The sequence below is a fragment of the Pseudotabrizicola sp. genome (assembly GCF_030684215.1).
GTDB lineage: Bacteria > Pseudomonadota > Alphaproteobacteria > Rhodobacterales > Rhodobacteraceae > Pseudotabrizicola.
Genome location: NZ_JAUXOV010000021.1, coordinates 19,067 through 36,150, shown reverse-complemented (window position 1 = coordinate 36,150; position 17,084 = coordinate 19,067). Strand labels below are relative to the sequence as shown.

The window sequence follows — 17,084 nt, the reverse complement described above, 5'->3', positions numbered from 1 at the left end:
GGGAGACGCATGATGCGGCTGGATGAAGCAGACCCCAAGGGGCTGGTGCGCGAAAGCTACAGGATCGACGGGATCTCCGGGGGCGAATGCCGGTCAATTTTCATTGACTGGGCGCTGAGCCTGAAGCCGGGGGTGGAAAGCGACGAGGCGTTACGTGTGGTTCTGGCGGAATACGCTATGGCCGCACCTGACCATCCGATGACGAAGGTTCTGACCGAGGCACTGGTCCGGCCAGAGCCGCCACGGCGTCGTGGCGGGCGGGCGGCGCGGCTGGGGGCCTGAGGGCCTTTGGCGAATGCGACCTGTCTCTTGGATGTTGTTCGGCCTTAGGCTAGGAATTGGGACAAAGCCATGGTCTTGTGTGTCGCCCGCATCGGTTGGCATTGGCCAAGGGGTAACGTTCCTTAGGCGGGAGAGCAGACAGTGCAAACCTATCATGATGCGCTTCGGACCGTGCTTGCGCATGGCACGCGGTCAACTGACCGTACCGGAACCGGCACGATTTCACATTTCGGGATGCAATGCCGCTATCCGCTGGCCGACGGCTTTCCGCTGATGACCACCAAAAAGCTGCATCTGCGGTCCATCGTGTATGAGCTGTTGTGGTTCCTGTCGGGCAGCACCAACATTCGTTACTTGACAGAAAACGGCGTCTCTATCTGGAATGAGTGGGCCGATGAGAATGGCGAGTTGGGGCCGGTTTACGGCCATCAATGGCGGCATTTCCCGGTGGTGCGCGAGGCTGATGGCCGCGTCGTCACCGGCGAGATTGACCAGATCGCTGAACTGGTGCGGCGGATGCGTGACACACCAGACTCGCGCAGACTGATCGTCTCGGCATGGAATCCGGGAGAGGTGGACCAGATGGCCCTGCCGCCCTGTCATACGCTGTGGCAGGTGCGTTTGCAGGATGGAAAGCTGCATCTGCAACTCTATCAGCGCTCTGCCGACATGTTTCTGGGGGTGCCGTTCAACATCGCGTCTTATGCGCTGCTGGCGCATATGCTGGCCCATGTCAGCGGCCATACTCCCGGCGATTTCATCCACACCATGGGGGATGCCCATATCTATCTGAACCATATGGATCAGGTAGAGACCCAGCTAGCGCGCGCGCCAAAGCCGTTGCCACGCTTGGAGATCACGCGGCAGGTCAGTTCGATCTTTGACTTCCGCTATGAGGATTTCAACTTCGTGGGCTATGATCCAGACCCTGCCATCAAGGCCCCGGTGGCGGTATGATCACGCTGGTTGTGGCGCGCGCCCGCAATGGAGCGATTGGCAAGGACAATCAGATTCCATGGCATGTCCCCGCAGATCTGAAGCTGTTTCAGCGCGAGACGATGGGCGGGGCCATCATCATGGGGCGCAAAACATGGGAAAGCCTGCCGGTCAAGCCGTTGAAAAACCGGCTTAACATCGTTGTGTCGCGCGATACGGGGGTGGCGGACCATGTTGTGGCATCTTTGGATGAGGCGATTGCCCTTGCCCAGTCACAGGGTCATTGCCGGATTTACGGGATAGGCGGCCAGCAGATCTATACCCAGATGCTTGGCGCGGCCCACCGCTTGCTGATCACCGAGGTTGATCTGGACATCCCGGAGGCCGACGCTTTCTTTCCAAGGGTCGATGAAGCGCAATGGCGGGAAATTGCACGGCTGGACCTGCCAAGCGACGGCCCCGCCTGCACGGCGCGCGAATTGCTCCGGCGCTGACGCGTGGGAGCCAGCCCGATAGCGTTGGTTTATTGCGTTCAACAGGGCAGAATGCCGGAACTGGGATGTCCCAGCGGCGTTGCCGGATATGCCGTTGAAAATACAGCGCATGACATGTTGGAGTGCCCCCTGAATTGACCCAAGCTCAAATCCTGTTGTTTGCTTTGTTCGCGGCCATTGTTGTGCTGATGGTGTGGGGCCGGTTGCGCCATGACATCGTGGCCTTTGGCGGGGTGATTGCGGGCACGCTTTTGGGTGTTGTTCCGGTTGAGGAGACGTTTTCCGGCTTTGCGCATCCAGCAGTGATCACGGTGGCGCTGGTTCTGGTCGTCTCGGCCGGGCTGATCCGTACAGGGGCGATCAATGCGCTGGCGCGGGTGTTGTCTGATCCTGATCTGCCGGTGTCCTTGCATGTGTTGCGGCTGGGGCTGGTGGGGGCACTGTTGTCTGCGGTGATGAACAACGTGACCGCATTGGCGCTACTGATGCCGGTGGATGTGGCAACCGCGCGCAAGGCGGGGCGGGCGGCCGGGTTGACGCTGATGGCCTTGGCCTTTGCGACCATTCTGGGCGGGATGTTGACGCTGATTGGCACGCCGCCCAACCTGATCGTTTCCAGCTTCCGCGCCGAAGCCATGGGGGCGCCCTTTGGCTTTTTCGATTTTGCCTATGCGGGTGGGATCGTGGCCGTGTCGGGGCTGTTGTTTGTGGCTTTTGTCGGCTGGCGCTTTGTGCCGCAGCGCGATGACAGCGGGGTGGCCGAAGATGCCGAGGCGCGGATGCGCGATTACGTGGCCGAACTGGTGGTGCCAGACGATTCCAAGAGCATCGACAAGACCAAGGCCGACATGCGCAAGGCTATCGAAAAGCTGGGGGCCAGTCTGGTGGCGGTCAAGCGCCGGGGGCGGCGGGTCTACGGCGCGCCTGCCGGTATTGTGCTTGTGGTGGGGGATATTCTGCTGATCGAGGCCACGCCGACCCTGCTGGAAGAGGTCAGGGTCGAGATGCAATTGGCCTATCCTGACGGGCTGTCGGCCGACGCGCCCCGGATTTCACTGGCCGGTGAGGCGATGGTGGAATTTGTGGTCACAGACAACTCACGCATTGTCGGACGCACGGCGCGGCAGGCGCGGCTGGCGGTGGACCACGATTCGGTGCTGCTGGGCATTTTGCGGCGCGACCGGACGCTGACCGACAACCTGCGTGACACACGGATTTTGGCGGGCGACATCCTTTTGGTGCTGATCCCCGAGACCGCCGAGGAAAGCATCGCCGACGCGCTGCGCTTGCTGCCGTTGAACAGGCGCGAGTCGGTGACGATGGAAAAGCGCGCGCTGGGCGCTGTGGTGATGTTCGCGCTGGCGATTGCGGCGGTTAGTCTGGGGCTGGTGACTATGCCGGTTGCCTTGGGTGCGGTGGTGGTGGGCTACGTTCTGACGCGCGTGCTGGGGATCGAGGATCTGTATGAACACATTGACTGGCCGGTGATCGTGCTGCTGGCCGCGTTGATCCCATTGGGTATGGCGATGGACAGCACCGGGGCCTCGGGTCTGGTGGCCGTGGCGCTGGCGCAGGCGACCGAGGGTCTGCCGGCCTGGGTCGGGCTGTTGGTGCTTATGGTGTCCACCATGTTCATCTCGGATGTGCTGAACAACAACGCCACCGCCATTCTGGCGGCTCCGGTGGGGATCCGGCTGGCCGAAACCACAGGCACCAACCCCGACGCCTATCTGATGGGAGTGGCGATTGCGGCATCCTGCGCGTTTCTGACCCCGATCGGGCATCAGAACAACACCATCGTGATGGGGCCAGGGTCGTATCGGTTCTCGGACTATTGGCGAATGGGGCTGCCGCTGGAGGCGATTGTGGTCGCAGTCGGGCTGCCTGCGATCTTGGTGTTCTGGCCGTTGTAACTGCAGTTGCCCTGGCTGAACCATATGCGCGACATTGCTGATTTCATGCAACCTTTGGCCCGGTCGTGGCGTTGTCGGTGGATGTCATAGTTTACGACAGCCGGACAAGCGCGCGACAGCCGCGTTTGCCGCATGTCCCGGAGACCGCTGATGAGCGACCAAGCGCCAGACCCGATACGCGACCCAGAGGCGGCCCCCCCGCTTGCCATCGTGCTGGCCGGTGGCCGGGGTGCGCGGTTGCACGAGCTGACAGACCGCAGCCCCAAGGCCGCATTGCCCTTTGTGCGGCGGCGCAGGATCGTGGATTTCACCATGGAGAACATCGCGCGCTCTGGCCTGCCACGGGCGCTTGTGATCACCCAATACCTGTCCGACCAGCTGAAGACCTATCTTCAGCGCGCATGGTCGGGCCGGATGGGCGGCGCTGCTGGCCTGATCTTGGCGAATGGCACAACCGGGACGGGCGCATCAGAAGGCTATGACGGCACAGCGGATGCTTTGTGGCAAAACGCGGCTCAGATTGACGCATCCGGCGCGCGTGACGTGCTGATCTTGTCAGCCGATCATGTTTACGAGATGGACTATCGCCCCTTGATCGCCGCTCACCGTGCATCCGGGGCCAGCATGACGCTGGCGGTCACAGCGGCGGATCATCAGCATGTGGCGCAGGGTTTGGCGGTGGTCGAGGCCCGTCGCGATGGTGTGATCACCCGTTTGGCCACGGCGCCAGATTTGCCTGCGGCCTTGCCCGACACCACAAAGCCTGCCCTTGCCAGCATCGGCGTTTTCATCTGCGACTGGGCATGGTTGCGTGCGCAACTGGCCAAAGACGCGCAGGCACCAGACAGCCGCCATGATTTTGACCATGATATCGTGCCGATTGCCGTCCGGGATGGTGTCGCCAGCACCTTTCTTTGGCAAACCGAGCGCGGGCGTGCGGTGTTCTGGCGCGCAATCTCGACGCTCGACACCCTACGCGAGGCGGCTTTGCTGTTCGAGACAGGGGATGCGCCCTGCGCGCTTCCTTCGCCGGATCTTGGCAGTGTAGAGCCGTCGTTGTCACGCTTTGGCATGTCAACGACGGTGGGTGGCTTGCGGCTGTTTGCGCCGCTGCGCAGCCGTGACGGACGCGCTGACTGGGGCGTGGTGGAAGCTTCGGTACTGATGGAGGGTGCGCGACTGTCGCCCGGTTGCCGTCTGACGCGCGCGCTGATCGCACCCGGGGTCACGCTGCCCGAGGGGCTGGTGGTGGGCGAAGACCCTGCCGAAGACCGCCGCTGGTTTCGGGTGACACCGACGGGCACCACCTTGGTCACCACGCAGATGCTGTCGCGCCGGGCGGCCCTGATGCCCCGGCGTTTCGGCGGGATAATGCGCGGGCTGTTCGGGCAGACGATGCGGTGATCCTTTGGCCTTGGCGGGGTGGGATTTTGACGGCGGCAGTGGAACCCCCGGCCGGGTTCAGGGGTTGACCTGGCACAAAGGGCGCGCTGTCTGACAGACCAGATCGCCCCAGCCGTTATGAAATGATGTGGCCAGGCCCTGACCGGAACCGGCAGAGATGGCCCCTAAAGTGAGAGGATCGCACCATGCTGACGCCGACCACCGCCGCAATGATGTTGGACACCGAGGAAAGCGAGGCGCCTTATGCTGCGCCGGACGCGGATGACGCGTTGCTGACCTTGCAACGCCGGACCGCTGATGCCTTGGCAGGCTATGTGACCATGGTGGATAAGGCAGAGCCTGCGTTCCGCCCGGTAGCAGAGCGTTTTCGTGCGCTGCACGACCGCCATAACGCAGCCCTGACCGCGATTTTGATCCGTCATGGCGTAGAACCCGATGCCGATGGCAGTTTCATGGGCACGGTGAACAAAGCGGTTGTCAGTTTGCGGGCGCTGTTTGACGACATCGACGCCGATGTGATGGACAGCATCCGCGACGGTGAAAACCATGTGCTGGAGGCCTTTGATGCAGCGATCACCGCTGTTGGCATGCCGCCCGCCGATGTGACAGAGCTGCGCGAAATGCGGGATGAATTGACCGTTCTGCTGCAAGACACGCGGCATCTGGACTGACGACAAATTTGGACTGACGACAATCAGACAGTGACGACACGGAACCGCCGGGGCAGAAAATGTCCCGGCGGTTTGCTGTGTGAGATGCGGGAGCCTCCGGCGGGAGTATTTTTGCCAAGATGAAATCGGTGACACAAGAGACGGCTGCTGGCGAGGCTGCGGGGCGCGCGCGCAGTGCTGCGCCCCGGAAACGGGCTGTTATCAGCCGCGCAAAGCCTTTGCCTCGGCGGCCAGTTTGGTGATGGCTGCCCAGTCGCCGCGTGCCATTGCGTCTTTCGGGGCGACCCATGAGCCGCCGACGCAGAGGATGTTTTTCAGCGACAGATACTCCATCGCGTTTTTCAGGCTGATGCCGCCGGTGGGGCAAAAGCTGACCTGCGGGATCGGGGAGCCAATGGATTTCAGGAACGCCGCCCCACCAGATTGTTCGGCGGGGAAGAACTTCTGCACGGTGTAGCCCATTTCCAAGAGCGCCATGACTTCGGAGGCAGTGACGGCACCGGGCAAGAGCGGCAGATCATATTCGGCGCAGGCGTCGAGCAGGCGTTCGGTTGCGCCGGGAGAGACGCCGAAGGTGGCGCCTGCGGCTTTGGCGGCCTTGACGTCGGCAGGCGTCAGCAGGGTGCCTGCGCCCACCATGCCGCCCGGAACTTCTGCCATGGCGCGGATCGCGTCGAGTGCGCAAGGGGTGCGCAGGGTAACTTCAAGCGCGGGCAAGCCGCCTGCGACCAGCGCCTCGGCCAGCGGGCGGGCATGGGCCAGATCGTCGATCACCAGCACGGGGACAACGGGGGCGAGGAGGCAGACTTCCAGCGCGCGGGCGGATTGTTCGGTGGGGGTCATGGCTTGGTCCTTTGGCGGCAGTGCAGCGGAGAGTTGGGGAGCCTCCGGCGGGGATAATTGAGAACAGAAAATGCAGCAAGGCTTTGATGCGGGTCAGATGACCACACCCGCGCCGGTATCTGAGGTGCCGACGTTTTGGCGAAAGACGGTGAACAGTTCGCGTCCGATCCCGTGGCTGTTGGCAGACAGGTCTGCGGTGACGGGGGGGCGGCTGTCGAAATCGGCCGCCAGCACGGTGAGCGTGCCGTTGATGGCATCAAGCCGGATGATGTCGCCGTTACGCAGGCGGGCAAGGGGGCCGCCCTTTGCCGCCTCGGGCGATACGTGGATGGCGGCGGGAACCTTGCCGGAGGCGCCAGACATGCGGCCATCGGTAACGAGGGCGACGTTGAGGCCGCGGTCTTGCAGCACCATCAGCGTGGGGGTAAGCGAATGGAGCTCGGGCATGCCATTGGCGCTGGGGCCTTGGAAGCGGACCACAACGATGGTGTCAGAGGTGAACTCGCCCGCTTTGAAGGCAGCTTTTACAGCGTCTTGGGTGTGGAAGATGCGGGCGGGGGCTTCGACTATGTGTCGTTCGGGCGCGACGGCGGAGACCTTGATCACGCCGCGTCCGAGATTGCCGGTGAGCTGTTTCAGGCCGCCGGTTGTGGCGAAAGGGTTTGCGGCGGGGCGCACGATTTTGTCGTTGAGCGATTGGCGCGGGCCGTCTTGCCAGCCAAGTTTGCCGTCTTTGAGTGTGGGCTCCTGACGGTAGGCGTTGAGGCCATTGCCGGAGATGGTTTTGGCATCGGAGTGCAAAAGGCCCGCATCCAGCAGCTGGTTGATCAGGAATTGCAACCCGCCTGCCGCGTGGAAGTGGTTCACGTCGGCCAGACCGTTGGGATAGACCTTTGCCATCAGCGGCACCACATCGGACAGATCGGCGAAGTCTTGCAGATCAAGGATCACGCCGGAGGCGCGGGCCATGGCGGGCAGGTGCAGCACGAGGTTGGTGGAGCCGCCGGTGGCCATCAGGCCGACAAGGCCGTTCACATAGGCGCGTTCATCCAGGATCTCGCCCGCCGGGCGGAAGTCGTTGCCAAGGGCGGTGATCTGGGCCGCGCGCTCAACCGCCGCCGATGTCAGCGCCTCGCGCAGCGGTGTGCCGGGATTGACGAAGCTGGAGCCTGGCAGGTGCAGGCCCATGAATTCCATCAGCATCTGGTTGGTGTTCGCCGTGCCGTAGAAGGTGCAGGTGCCCACCCCGTGATAGCTGGCCATTTCGGCCGCCATCAGGTCTTCGCGGGTGGCCTTGCCTTCGGCATAGGCGTTGCGGACGGCGGATTTCTGGTCGTTGGGGATGCCCGAGGTCATTGGGCCTGCGGGGACAAAGACGGCCGGGATATGGCCGAAGGCGGCGGCGGCGATGATGAGGCCCGGCACGATCTTGTCACAGACGCCGAGGTACAGGGCCGAGTCGAAGGTGTTGTGCGACAGCGCCACCCCGGCGGCAAGGGCGATCACATCGCGCGAGAACAGCGACAGCTCCATCCCTGGCTGGCCTTGGGTCACACCATCGCACATTGCGGGCACGCCGCCCGCCACTTGCGCCGTGGCCCCGGCGGCGCGCGCGGCGGTGCGGATCAGGTCGGGGTAGCGTTCAAACGGCTGATGCGCCGAGAGCATGTCGTTATAGGCGGTGACGATGCCGATGTTGGGGGCGCGACCGGCAACGAGTGTGGATTTGTCTTCCTCCATCGCGGCATAGGCATGGGCCTGATTGCCACAGCTGAGGTGGCTGCGCGCCGGACCAGCCGCCACGGCAGCAGCCATCTGGCGCAGGTAGTCGCCCCTTGGGCCATGGCTGCGTTCGCGGATACGGTCGGTGACGCGGGCGATGGCGGGGTGCAGGGTCATGGCGGGCCTTTGGGTTTGTGGCGTGCGTAGCGGAAGTATAACAGAATGTGTTAGCGCTAACAAGGGTTGGGTGGGGCGAGGCACCTGAGGGCGCTGAGTTTTGTCGGATGTATGATTGTGGGGCAAGCCTTGCATTGGCTATGCCCTGCTCAATGAGAGACCCGCATCGGCAGGATCAGGCCCCATTTTGTCGCTTGGGGTGCGCCAAAAGCCTCAAACCCCAGTTTTTTGTAGACGGCAATCGCCCGAGCATTTTCAGGATGTGGATCGGTCACGATCACGGGTGCGCCTTGCTCAAACAAAACCTGAATTCGCGCTGCAATAAACGCTGAGCCATGGCCAATTCCGATCATAGCCGGATCTCCGATGAACTGGTCGATTCCTCTGGAGCCTTTGGGAAGTCGAAAAAAATGGTGATCGTTCCAGCCATGCACTGAATAGTCTTGCATGAATGCAAAGGGGCGTTCGTTCGCGGTGACAATCCATCTTGCGACGAGGGGATCTTTTAATTTGCCTTCGTCGAAAGGGTGATCAGAACCCCACCATGCGCTGACATGAGGATGCGATTGCCACTGGGCGAGCATGTCGAGGTCTTCGACCGTCGCCTTGTGAAAACGGTAGTCATCGGTCTGTGTCATCTGAGCAGTTTAGCATAGCCTTCGTTTGCAGGCATCGGCTCTTGGCCTTCGTTTGCGGGTTCCTGCCATCGCAAAAGGCCGCGGCTGCCTTTGCGCCTGCACCTTCCACGTTATGCCAGTATGCCACTGCAAAACCCTCATTTCGCACGCTTTCGCGCGCAATGTTGCCACTTTTGGCCGGTATTTCTGTCATCGCAAGGGGAAGAACTCCCCCGGAGGTTTTGGTGATGAAGACGCTTCTTTTACCGATGTTGGCCGTGGTGATGGGCCTGTCTGCCTGTGCGGGCGGCGGGCCGGATGTCATGCGATCGGACCGGGCGCAGATGACTCTGGCAAGTCAGGGCCGGGTTGATGTGGTGTCGGGCGATGTGCGTCAGGTGCTCGCGGCACAATATGATGTGGAGGATATCCGCATCTCGGTGCCGAGCAAGCTGAAGGTGTCGGAAGCCAACATGTTTTATCCGGTCGCAGATATCGTCTGGCGCGGAGAACCTATGGGCAACCGTCATGCGCAGGTGATGTCGATTTTCAAAGAGGCGATGGACCGGGGCACCCACACGATGAACACAGGCCGCAAGGTTGTTGTGGATGTTGAAGTGGCGCGGTTTCATTCTGTAACGGAAAAAACCCGCTACACGGTCGGAGGCACGCATTCGATGCGCTTTATCCTGACCGTGCGGGATGCAGCGACGGGTGCGGTTATTGACGGGCCACGTCTGGTTGCGGCAGATGCCAAGGCTGCAGGCGGCGCACAGGCGGTGGCCGAGGAGCAGATGGGCCGCACGCAGCGGGTTGTGGTTGTAGAGCGCTTGGCCAGTGCGATCCGGGCCGAGTTGTCAGCCCGGGTGAGAGACCCGTTGCTGATTTCGCAAGCCCTGTCACAGCCAAGCGACGTAACGCTGCGCTGAGGGGCATTTCCCAAAGGAAGAAGTTCGGGTAAGGGGAGGGGATGATGACCCCTCCCTTTGCGCATGACGCCCCCGCCCTCGCTTCTGAAACTGCCATCCGTGGCCTGCCTGTGGTGCGGCTGAAACCCAAGGCCGAGGCGCGGGCGATCCGCCATGGCTTCCCTTGGGTGTATAGTGATGAGCTGGTGACCGACCGGCGTACCCAAGGGCTGGAGCCCGGCACTTTGGCTGTGCTGGAGGATGGTGAGCGGCGCGCGCTGGGGCTGGTCACAGTCAACACGAAATCGAAGATCATTTGCCGGATGCTGGATCGTGACCCAGAGGCGGTGATTGATCACGCATGGTTTGAAGCGCGGATTGCCCGTGCGCAGGATATGCGGGCGCGCCTGTTTGACGCGCCGTTCTACCGGCTGGTCCATGCCGAGGCAGATGGCTTGCCCGGCGTGGTGATTGACCGTTTTGGTGATGTTGCGGTGGTACAGCCGAATGCGGCTTGGGCCGAGGCGCATCTGGAGATGCTGATTGCAGCCCTTGTTGCCGTGACCGGGGTTGTGTCGGTGGTCAAGAATGGCTCTGGCCGGTCGCGCGTGCTGGAGGGTCTGACCGAGGAGGTGGCCGTGGTGCGGGGCGCGGTGGACGGTCCGGTGACGGTGCCGATGAACGGCGCGTTGTATATGGCGGACCTTTTGGGCGGGCAGAAGACCGGGTTGTTCTATGATCAGCGGCCCAACCATGCCTTTACCGCGCGTCTGGCAAAAGGCGCACGTGTGCTGGATTTGTTCAGCCATGTCGGTGGGTTCGGGCTGGCCTGTCTGGCCGCCGGGGCTGAAAGCGCTTTGGCGGTTGACGGATCCGCGCCTGCGCTGGCCCTTGCCGCGCAAGGGGCGGCGGCGATGGGCGTAGAGGCGCGCTTTGCCACGCGGCAGGGCGATGCTTTTGATGTGCTGGAGGCGTTGGGAACCGAGGGCGCGCAGTTTGATCTGCTGATCTGTGATCCGCCATCATTTGCGCCGGCAAAACCGGCGCTGGAGGCAGGGTTGCGCGCCTATGAGCGGGTGGCGCGGCTGGCGGCGCCATTGGTGGCACCGGGGGGCTATCTGGTGCTGTGTTCGTGCTCACACGCCGCTGATCTGGCGTCTTTCCGCAACGCTTCGGGGCGCGGGATCGGGCGTGGCGGGCGGCGTGCGCAGTTGATCCACACCGGGTTTGCCGGGCCGGATCACCCGATGCTGCCTCAGTTGGCGGAGTCGGGCTATCTCAAGGCGCTGACCTTCCGGCTGGATGGCTGAGAGACATAGCCGATGCGGGCGGTTCTGGATGCTTGTGTGCTCTACCCCACGGTGCTGCGCGAAATCCTGATGGGCTGTGCAGCGGCGGGGTTGTACGAGCCGTTGTTTTCAGAACGCATCCTGCGCGAATGGGTGCGCGCGACGGCCAAGCTTGGCCCGGCGCAGCAAGTGTTCGCCGACGGTGAGGCCGCGATGCTGCGGGCGAATTTTCCCAAGGCCATGGTGCGCGAACATGCCCACATAGAGGCCCGGCTGATGTTGCCAGACCCCAATGATGTGCATGTGTTGGCGGTGGCGATTGGCAGTTCAGCCGATTGCATCGTGACATTCAATGCAGTGGACTTTCCGCGTCACCTTCTGGCCGAAGAGGGCGTCAAACGCTGCGATCCGGACGGGTTTTTGCGAGATCTGCACCTGCGTGACCCTCACACCGTGGCGCGGGTTGTGACTGCGGTTCACACCACAGCCTGCTGCCTGTCGGGTGAAGCGTTTACCCGCAAGTCATTGCTCAGGCGGGCAAAGCTGAACCGTCTGGCCAAGGCGCTTGACGCCGCCGAGGCGTGACGCCTCAATAGGTCGGAGCGACTTCTTCGCCGGTGCGGCCGTCAATCTGGGTTTCAGACCCTTGTGGAGGATTGCTTTGCGCCACTTCATAACTGACCCACCACAGATACCCCAGTCCAACGCCAAGCACGACAACGATCATGCCGACAATAGGGCCACGGTGGCGGCGGTGTTGTTTTTCAATGTTGGTTTGTGGGGCGGACATGGGGCCTCCTGCTGATTTTAAACTATGACATTTAACAAACGCAGTTCAATTGCGTTGGGTTCCAAAACGAGTGCAGCGCAACTGCCCGTTGCAGGTCAACGGGCTTGCCAGCGGATTTCGGCGGCCTCGATTGCTTTGATCCGGTCATCGGTCTTGGGGTGGCTGAGCAGCCAAGCGGGCACGCCTGCGCCTGCGTTATTCGTCAGCGCCTGCAATTTACGGAACAGCGATTTTTGCGGCGCGGTGCCGATGCCTGCCTTGACCAGCAGCGCGCTGGCATAGGCGTCGGCCTCGAACTCATCGCGGCGCGACATCCGGGCCATCAGCGCGGTAGAGATCAGGTTGGCGATCCATACGCCAAGGATCGGGATAAAGCGGTTCAGCAGCGCCGACAGCATGACAAACACCGCATTTTGCCCGGTGAAATCGATCATGCGGCGGCGGGTATGGCCAAGGGCGACATGGCCCAACTCGTGCGCGATCACGCTTGCCAGTTCCTCGGCGCTGACCTCGCCCCGTGCCTTGCGGTTCAGAAAGCCGCGCGTCAGGAAAATGCGGCCATCGGGGGCGGCAAGACCGTTCACGGCGTCAATCTCGAACACGTTGACCTTGATCTGGGGGATGTCCAGCGCGAGCGCCATCCTTTCGGCCAGCCGGGTGATGGCGGGGTCGGTCAGGGGCTGGGATTGCTCGTCCAGCATCTTCGACGTGCGCCACACCGAAAAACGCCACATCAAGAGGGCGTAGCCGATGGCAAGAATGACGGGAAGGAATTTGATCATGCGTTGGAATATGGGGCGACGGGGCGCAAAGGGAAAGGGTCAGCGTTCACGTTTTGCCAGCGTCCAAAGCCACCAGCCCAGGCCTGCCGCCACAGCCCCTGCCGCCAGAAAGCCAAGGATCGAGCCTGCAAATTCGGTTGCGGCCTCCAGATTGTCGCCAAAGGCATAGCCCGCTCCGACATAAACACCGACCCAGACCAGTTCTCCGGCAAAGGCCGCAGTGGCAAAGGGCAGCCAGCGCATGCGCGTGGCTCCGGCGATGGCATTGGCGTAGGGGCCCAGCGGGCTGACCAGCCAGCGACTGAGAAACACCGCGATTGCGCCCTTTGCCGCGACAAAAGCGCGGGCACGGGCAAGCAATTGGGCGCGTTTACCGGTGGCAAACCGGTCAAGCAGATGCGCGCCGCCTTTGCGCGCGATCCAATATCCGATCTGATCGCCGCAAAGCGCGCCCAGCAGGGCGGCCAGTGCCACCTGCCAGACCGACAGATCGCCCGACGCGGCAAAGCCGCCTGCCGCGAGCATCAGCATGGACGCGGGCACGGGCATGGCAAGGCAGGACATGAAGGTGACAATCGCCACCAGCCAAGGCCCATAAGTGGGCACGGCAGAAAGCATCCAATCGGTCACTGTCCCGGCACTCCGTCAACGGGGCTTTCACGGGTCAACTGGTCGATCCCGGCTTTGACCTCGGCAATCACCTGCGCCAGTGACACGTTGCGCTCTTCTGCCAGTTGTTCCAGCGTGCGACGACCGCCGCGTTCAAGCGGGGTCATGCCCGCGGCTTCATACAGATCGGGTGCAGACAGGCGCCAGCTTTTGGCGACATAGCGCAGAGTCATCCAGCCCTCGACTTCTTGTTCCTGACGGGCGGGGTCGGACCAATAGACCACTTGTGCGACAAACCGGCCAGCGAAGAACAGGGTGAGCGCGAGGGCAAGCGCAAAGAGGGTGGCCAGAACGGGGTGACGGCGCAACAGGGTCATCTGATCTCCTTTATGCCGCGCGTGAGACCTTCCAACGTCATCGGCACCATGCGGTTTTGGAAGATATCCGCGATCAGGCGGGTGGAGTGGGTGTATTGCCAATGTGGTTCCGGCACCGGGTTGATCCAAAGGTGATGCGGCCATTGGGCGCAGGCGCGTTCCAGCCAGACATGGCCTGCCTCGGGGTTCCAATGCTCATTGGCCCCGCCGGGGTGCAGGATTTCATAGGGTGACATCGCGGCGTCACCGACAAAGATGCAGCGGTAATCGGGGCCATAGCTGCGCAGCACCTCCCATGTCGGGGTCTGCGCATCCCAGCGCCGGGCGTTGTCGCGCCAGACACCTTCATACAGGCAGTTGTGGAAGTAGAACGGCACAAGGTGTTTGAACTCTGACCGGGCGGCAGAAAACAGCTCCTCCATCACGCGGATATAGGGGTCCATGCTGCCCCCGATATCAAAGAAGATCAGCACCTTGACGGCATTGCGGCGTTCGGGCCGGGTTTGCACATCCAGCCAGCCATTGCGGGCGGTGGATTGGATGGTGCCGTCTAGGTCGAACTCCTGCGCCGCGCCATCACGCGCCCATTTGCGCAGGGCACGCAGGACGATCTTTATGTTGCGGGTGCCAAGATCGATCTGGTCATCAAGGTTGCGAAACTCGCGCTTGTCCCAGACCTTGACCGCGCGCTGGTGGCGCGATCTATCCTGCCCGATCCGCACGCCTTCGGGATTGTATCCGTAAGCGCCGAACGGGCTGGTGCCTGCGGTGCCGATCCATTTGTTGCCACCCTGATGGCGGCCCTGTTGCTCGGCAAGGCGCTTTTTCAGCGTCTCCATCAGGGCATCAAAGCCGCCAAGCGCCTGAATTTCGGCGCGTTCTTCTGGTGTCAGGTGCTTTTCGGCCAGACGCGCCAGCCAGTCGGCGGGCAGGTCGATTGCGTCCAGCACCTGTTCGGGTGTGATCGCCTCCAGCCCCTTGAACGCCTGTGAAAAAGCGCGGTCAAAGCGGTCGATGTGGCGCTCGTCTTTGACCATCGCAGAACGGGCGAGGTAGTAAAACGCGTCGACATCATAGGTTGCAAGACCGGCAGCCATCGCTTCCAAAAACGTCAGGTATTCGCGCAAGGATACCGGCACGCCCGTCTTTCGAAGGGCTTCGAAAAACGGCAAAAACATTGGTCAGGCCGTCCGCGCGCCGGCCATCAGGTCAGCGCACGTTCGAGAAAGATGGTCACGAACAGACCGACAAGCATGAAGGCGATGGCAAAGCCTGCCGCATACTGCGCCATGTCGCGCTTGTTGCCGCCCCGCTTATAGGCGGTATAGGCTCCGAATATGGCCCCAAGCGCCAAACCCAGCAGAACAATCATGTGCTTCCCCTTGCCTGTCACGCGGCGCGTTTGCGCGTGGAAAAGGGGGGCAGTTTTGCCTTACCCCCGCCCACCGCGCCGGGCCAGCGTCGCAATATCCGACAACCGCGCCCGCACCTGTGCATCTGAGCCGAAGGCATAGCGCGCCCAGCCCTGACTGTCGAGACGGACCGACCGCGCCTCGGCACCACGACCTGTCGCCTCCAGCGCCTCAGCCCGCATGGCAAGCAGCGAGGCCAGCAAAGAGGCGTTCTGATGGCTGCGGGCAACCGGAATGGACCTGTCGGTCAGCAGCAACACACTCTCGAACTGGCCCGAGGTCAGCGCGAACGCACCCAATTGCATATCGACATGTGCGGCGTGGATCTGCGCGCCGGGAATGTTGCGCCAAATGCGGGCGGCCTGGCTATAGGCCTCGATCGCGGCAGGCACATCGCGCGCTGTCAGCGCACGGCCACGGGCAAACAGGCTGAACGCCATACGGGTGTCGGTCCAGCCTTGGGCCTTGGCAATAGAGATCATGCGTTCTGCCGCATCAATCCGGTTGCCGCCGCGCGCACCAAAGGCCGCTTCGGTGGCCGAAATCCACGACCGGGGGCTGATCTGCTTGGGCGTGCCGCCAATGCCCTGACCGCGCGGGTTCAGCCGCGCCAAGAGAGCGGGCAGGCGGGCGGCCACCTCGGCTTCGTTCATACCCGACCGCAGTTCCGGGGCGTAGTGGGCGCGCAGCATCAGCATATCAAACCCGGTCAGAACCGAGTGAAAGTTGTCATCGTTGAACACGGAATCGGGCAGGCGGAACAGATCGTTCAGAGGCCCCATGGCTTGGGCCAGTTCCTCGTGCAGGCAATCGCGCACCTCTTGCGGGCTGGCATCAGACGGCGCCATGATCGCGACCTTGTCGCGACGGTTCATCCTTGCCCAATCCACGGCGGCGGTGTTGCGCTTTTTGACGTAATCGGCAAGTCCGGTTACATTGGGCACCACAAAGCACGCCGCTGTCGGCACGGCGCGGCGCAGAGCGGATTTCGGCTGGAAATCAATGGTGATGGACGCAGGTCCAGAGGTTTGCGAAATATTCAAGCCCGCCTCGGCACGGAAACGCGAGATCAGCCGCGCAAGTTCACTGCGCGCGCTTGGCGGCACATCCCCCGTCATCGCGACGGTGATCGGCCCCTCAAACCGGGTCAGCACAGGCAACGCCCGCCCGCTTTCCATACGAAACTGAAGGTCTAGGAAATCGTTTGCCAGTTCCACATTGCTGCGCATGACCCCGATCGCCGGCCCCGACGGGAAGGCATGCATTGCAACAACGCCCGGATTGGCAAGGGGGGCATCAAATGCGCCTTTGGTTACATCGGCCGTGTTTGCAGGAACGCAAGCGGCGAGTGTGGTGGTGAAGGCCAGGGCGGCAAAGATCGAGAAAAGGCGCATGAGAGTGGCAGCTCTTTTGCATGAGGCGGCGCGGCAAACGCCCCCGGTTTCATTGCGGCCCGGCTGTCCGGGCAGAACCGGACAGCCGTAGCCTGCGGATTGATACGGGAATCCCCCGATTCCCGCCCTCCGTCCGGCACGGCACTTGCGCGCACAGCCAGCAGAGAGATTGGTCGGGCAAACTCTGCGGCCCCCGCCGCAGATGCGCCCTTGCCGATAGAAACCCAAAGCGCGCAGCCCGACCCTGACGTGTCGCGCAAAGCGACAACGGCCTGAGTCTGGAAGCGATTGGCAGAGGTCATGGAAAGCGCCTTTGGGTCATATCGGACAATTCCGAAAGAACAGGCTCCGAATGTCGGCAAAGGGGCGGCACTGTGTCAATGATGTGAAAAGCACGGCCCAAGGACGAGTCTACCCATGGCGGGGAAAGCGACGCCAGACACCTTATCTATCTCATGGAGATC

19 protein-coding genes are annotated in these 17,084 nt (G+C 62.4%); 9 read left to right on the top strand and 10 right to left on the bottom strand.

The features are described 5' to 3' along the window. Positions 1 to 12 precede the first annotated feature (12 nt). The 6 genes from Q8K08_RS02300 (at position 13) to Q8K08_RS02275 (ending at position 5,700) form a co-directional block, all read left to right on the top strand. Positions 13 to 282, top strand: a complete 270-nt coding sequence (locus Q8K08_RS02300) for a hypothetical protein (protein ID WP_304800137.1) — start codon at positions 13 to 15, stop codon at positions 280 to 282. Positions 283 to 423: 141 nt separating this feature from the next. Then, on the top strand, positions 424 to 1,239 hold the full coding sequence (locus tag Q8K08_RS02295) for a thymidylate synthase (protein ID WP_305249083.1): 816 nt from the start codon (positions 424 to 426) through the stop codon (positions 1,237 to 1,239). Further along, positions 1,236 to 1,712 (top strand): dihydrofolate reductase, encoded by a 477-nt coding sequence (locus Q8K08_RS02290; RefSeq protein ID WP_304800134.1) that lies wholly within the window; start codon positions 1,236 to 1,238, stop codon positions 1,710 to 1,712. Before Q8K08_RS02295 ends, Q8K08_RS02290 begins: the two co-directional genes overlap by 4 nt. 155 nt (positions 1,713 to 1,867) lie before the next feature. Further along, entirely contained in the window at positions 1,868 to 3,625 is a 1,758-nt protein-coding gene (locus Q8K08_RS02285) for an SLC13 family permease (protein WP_322573387.1), read from the top strand. 150 nt (positions 3,626 to 3,775) lie between these two features. Beyond that, positions 3,776 to 5,029: a sugar phosphate nucleotidyltransferase gene (locus Q8K08_RS02280; RefSeq protein ID WP_304801890.1), complete on the top strand. Its 1,254-nt coding sequence runs from the start codon at positions 3,776 to 3,778 to the stop codon at positions 5,027 to 5,029. Between the two features lie 185 nt (positions 5,030 to 5,214). Continuing rightward, entirely contained in the window at positions 5,215 to 5,700 is a 486-nt protein-coding gene (locus tag Q8K08_RS02275; RefSeq protein ID WP_304801892.1) for a DUF2383 domain-containing protein, read from the top strand. A gap of 201 nt (positions 5,701 to 5,901) precedes the next feature. Here Q8K08_RS02275 and Q8K08_RS02270 read toward each other — a convergent pair whose 3' ends face one another. The 3 genes from Q8K08_RS02270 to Q8K08_RS02260 form a co-directional block, all read right to left on the bottom strand. Continuing rightward, positions 5,902 to 6,543 (bottom strand): bifunctional 4-hydroxy-2-oxoglutarate aldolase/2-dehydro-3-deoxy-phosphogluconate aldolase, encoded by a 642-nt coding sequence (locus Q8K08_RS02270; RefSeq protein WP_304801894.1) that lies wholly within the window; start codon positions 6,541 to 6,543, stop codon positions 5,902 to 5,904. A gap of 93 nt (positions 6,544 to 6,636) precedes the next feature. Continuing rightward, entirely contained in the window at positions 6,637 to 8,442 is a 1,806-nt protein-coding gene (gene edd / locus Q8K08_RS02265) for a phosphogluconate dehydratase (RefSeq protein ID WP_304801898.1), read from the bottom strand. Between the two features lie 149 nt (positions 8,443 to 8,591). Then, the gene (locus Q8K08_RS02260; RefSeq protein ID WP_305249081.1) at positions 8,592 to 9,080 is read right to left on the bottom strand and encodes a GNAT family N-acetyltransferase; all 489 of its coding nucleotides are present in this window, start codon (positions 9,078 to 9,080) and stop codon (positions 8,592 to 8,594) included. 227 nt (positions 9,081 to 9,307) lie between these two features. On the opposite strand from Q8K08_RS02260, the gene Q8K08_RS02255 reads away from it, so the two are divergent. The 3 genes from Q8K08_RS02255 to Q8K08_RS02245 are packed head-to-tail and all read left to right on the top strand — an operon-like array spanning position 9,308 to position 11,841. Beyond that, the gene (locus tag Q8K08_RS02255) at positions 9,308 to 9,988 is read left to right on the top strand and encodes a DUF6778 family protein (RefSeq protein WP_305249080.1); all 681 of its coding nucleotides are present in this window, start codon (positions 9,308 to 9,310) and stop codon (positions 9,986 to 9,988) included. A 44-nt stretch (positions 9,989 to 10,032) separates the two neighbouring features. After that, a complete protein-coding gene (locus tag Q8K08_RS02250; RefSeq protein WP_304801904.1) occupies positions 10,033 to 11,277 on the top strand; it encodes an RSP_2647 family RNA methyltransferase in 1,245 nt (414 codons plus the stop codon). A 12-nt stretch (positions 11,278 to 11,289) separates the two neighbouring features. Continuing rightward, the gene (locus Q8K08_RS02245) at positions 11,290 to 11,841 is read left to right on the top strand and encodes an RSP_2648 family PIN domain-containing protein (RefSeq protein WP_305249079.1); all 552 of its coding nucleotides are present in this window, start codon (positions 11,290 to 11,292) and stop codon (positions 11,839 to 11,841) included. A 4-nt stretch (positions 11,842 to 11,845) separates the two neighbouring features. On the opposite strand, the gene Q8K08_RS02240 is transcribed toward Q8K08_RS02245, so the two are convergent. From Q8K08_RS02240 to Q8K08_RS02210, 7 genes are all read right to left on the bottom strand, one after another. Beyond that, positions 11,846 to 12,046, bottom strand: coding sequence for a hypothetical protein (locus Q8K08_RS02240; RefSeq protein ID WP_304801909.1), 201 nt, complete (start codon positions 12,044 to 12,046; stop codon positions 11,846 to 11,848). Between the two features lie 95 nt (positions 12,047 to 12,141). Further along, positions 12,142 to 12,828, bottom strand: coding sequence for a M48 family metallopeptidase (locus tag Q8K08_RS02235; protein ID WP_304801911.1), 687 nt, complete (start codon positions 12,826 to 12,828; stop codon positions 12,142 to 12,144). A 39-nt stretch (positions 12,829 to 12,867) separates the two neighbouring features. Then, positions 12,868 to 13,458 (bottom strand): DedA family protein, encoded by a 591-nt coding sequence (locus tag Q8K08_RS02230; protein WP_304801913.1) that lies wholly within the window; start codon positions 13,456 to 13,458, stop codon positions 12,868 to 12,870. Then, positions 13,455 to 13,814 carry a hypothetical protein gene (locus tag Q8K08_RS02225; protein WP_305249078.1) on the bottom strand — a complete coding sequence of 120 codons (360 nt, stop codon included), beginning with the start codon at positions 13,812 to 13,814 and terminating at the stop codon, positions 13,455 to 13,457. The genes Q8K08_RS02230 and Q8K08_RS02225 overlap by 4 nt, the downstream gene beginning before the upstream one ends. Continuing rightward, a complete protein-coding gene (locus Q8K08_RS02220; protein ID WP_305249076.1) occupies positions 13,811 to 14,992 on the bottom strand; it encodes a VWA domain-containing protein in 1,182 nt (393 codons plus the stop codon). The genes Q8K08_RS02225 and Q8K08_RS02220 overlap by 4 nt, the downstream gene beginning before the upstream one ends. Before the next feature lie 26 nt (positions 14,993 to 15,018). Then, the gene (locus tag Q8K08_RS02215) at positions 15,019 to 15,186 is read right to left on the bottom strand and encodes an apolipoprotein acyltransferase (protein WP_305249075.1); all 168 of its coding nucleotides are present in this window, start codon (positions 15,184 to 15,186) and stop codon (positions 15,019 to 15,021) included. Positions 15,187 to 15,246: 60 nt separating this feature from the next. Continuing rightward, a complete protein-coding gene (locus Q8K08_RS02210; RefSeq protein ID WP_304800050.1) occupies positions 15,247 to 16,620 on the bottom strand; it encodes a DUF2927 domain-containing protein in 1,374 nt (457 codons plus the stop codon). Between the last annotated feature and the right edge of the window lie 464 nt (positions 16,621 to 17,084).

What these genes read in the sequence shown, in the direction of transcription:
- Q8K08_RS02300 (WP_304800137.1), top strand. Translation starts at nt 13, where the DNA reads ATGCGGCTGGATGAAGCAGACCCCAAGGGGCTGGTGCGCGAAAGCTAC.
- Q8K08_RS02290 (WP_304800134.1), top strand. Translation starts at nt 1,236, where the DNA reads ATGATCACGCTGGTTGTGGCGCGCGCCCGCAATGGAGCGATTGGCAAG.
- Q8K08_RS02280 (WP_304801890.1), top strand. Translation starts at nt 3,776, where the DNA reads ATGAGCGACCAAGCGCCAGACCCGATACGCGACCCAGAGGCGGCCCCC.
- Q8K08_RS02275 (WP_304801892.1), top strand. Translation starts at nt 5,215, where the DNA reads ATGCTGACGCCGACCACCGCCGCAATGATGTTGGACACCGAGGAAAGC.
- Q8K08_RS02270 (WP_304801894.1), bottom strand. Translation starts at nt 6,543, where the DNA reads ATGACCCCCACCGAACAATCCGCCCGCGCGCTGGAAGTCTGCCTCCTC.
- edd (WP_304801898.1), bottom strand. Translation starts at nt 8,442, where the DNA reads ATGACCCTGCACCCCGCCATCGCCCGCGTCACCGACCGTATCCGCGAA.
- Q8K08_RS02260 (WP_305249081.1), bottom strand. Translation starts at nt 9,080, where the DNA reads ATGACACAGACCGATGACTACCGTTTTCACAAGGCGACGGTCGAAGAC.
- Q8K08_RS02255 (WP_305249080.1), top strand. Translation starts at nt 9,308, where the DNA reads ATGAAGACGCTTCTTTTACCGATGTTGGCCGTGGTGATGGGCCTGTCT.
- Q8K08_RS02250 (WP_304801904.1), top strand. Translation starts at nt 10,033, where the DNA reads ATGACCCCTCCCTTTGCGCATGACGCCCCCGCCCTCGCTTCTGAAACT.
- Q8K08_RS02245 (WP_305249079.1), top strand. Translation starts at nt 11,290, where the DNA reads ATGCGGGCGGTTCTGGATGCTTGTGTGCTCTACCCCACGGTGCTGCGC.
- Q8K08_RS02240 (WP_304801909.1), bottom strand. Translation starts at nt 12,046, where the DNA reads ATGTCCGCCCCACAAACCAACATTGAAAAACAACACCGCCGCCACCGT.
- Q8K08_RS02235 (WP_304801911.1), bottom strand. Translation starts at nt 12,828, where the DNA reads ATGATCAAATTCCTTCCCGTCATTCTTGCCATCGGCTACGCCCTCTTG.
- Q8K08_RS02225 (WP_305249078.1), bottom strand. Translation starts at nt 13,814, where the DNA reads ATGACCCTGTTGCGCCGTCACCCCGTTCTGGCCACCCTCTTTGCGCTT.
- Q8K08_RS02220 (WP_305249076.1), bottom strand. Translation starts at nt 14,992, where the DNA reads ATGTTTTTGCCGTTTTTCGAAGCCCTTCGAAAGACGGGCGTGCCGGTA.
- Q8K08_RS02215 (WP_305249075.1), bottom strand. Translation starts at nt 15,186, where the DNA reads ATGATTGTTCTGCTGGGTTTGGCGCTTGGGGCCATATTCGGAGCCTAT.
- Q8K08_RS02210 (WP_304800050.1), bottom strand. Translation starts at nt 16,620, where the DNA reads ATGCGCCTTTTCTCGATCTTTGCCGCCCTGGCCTTCACCACCACACTC.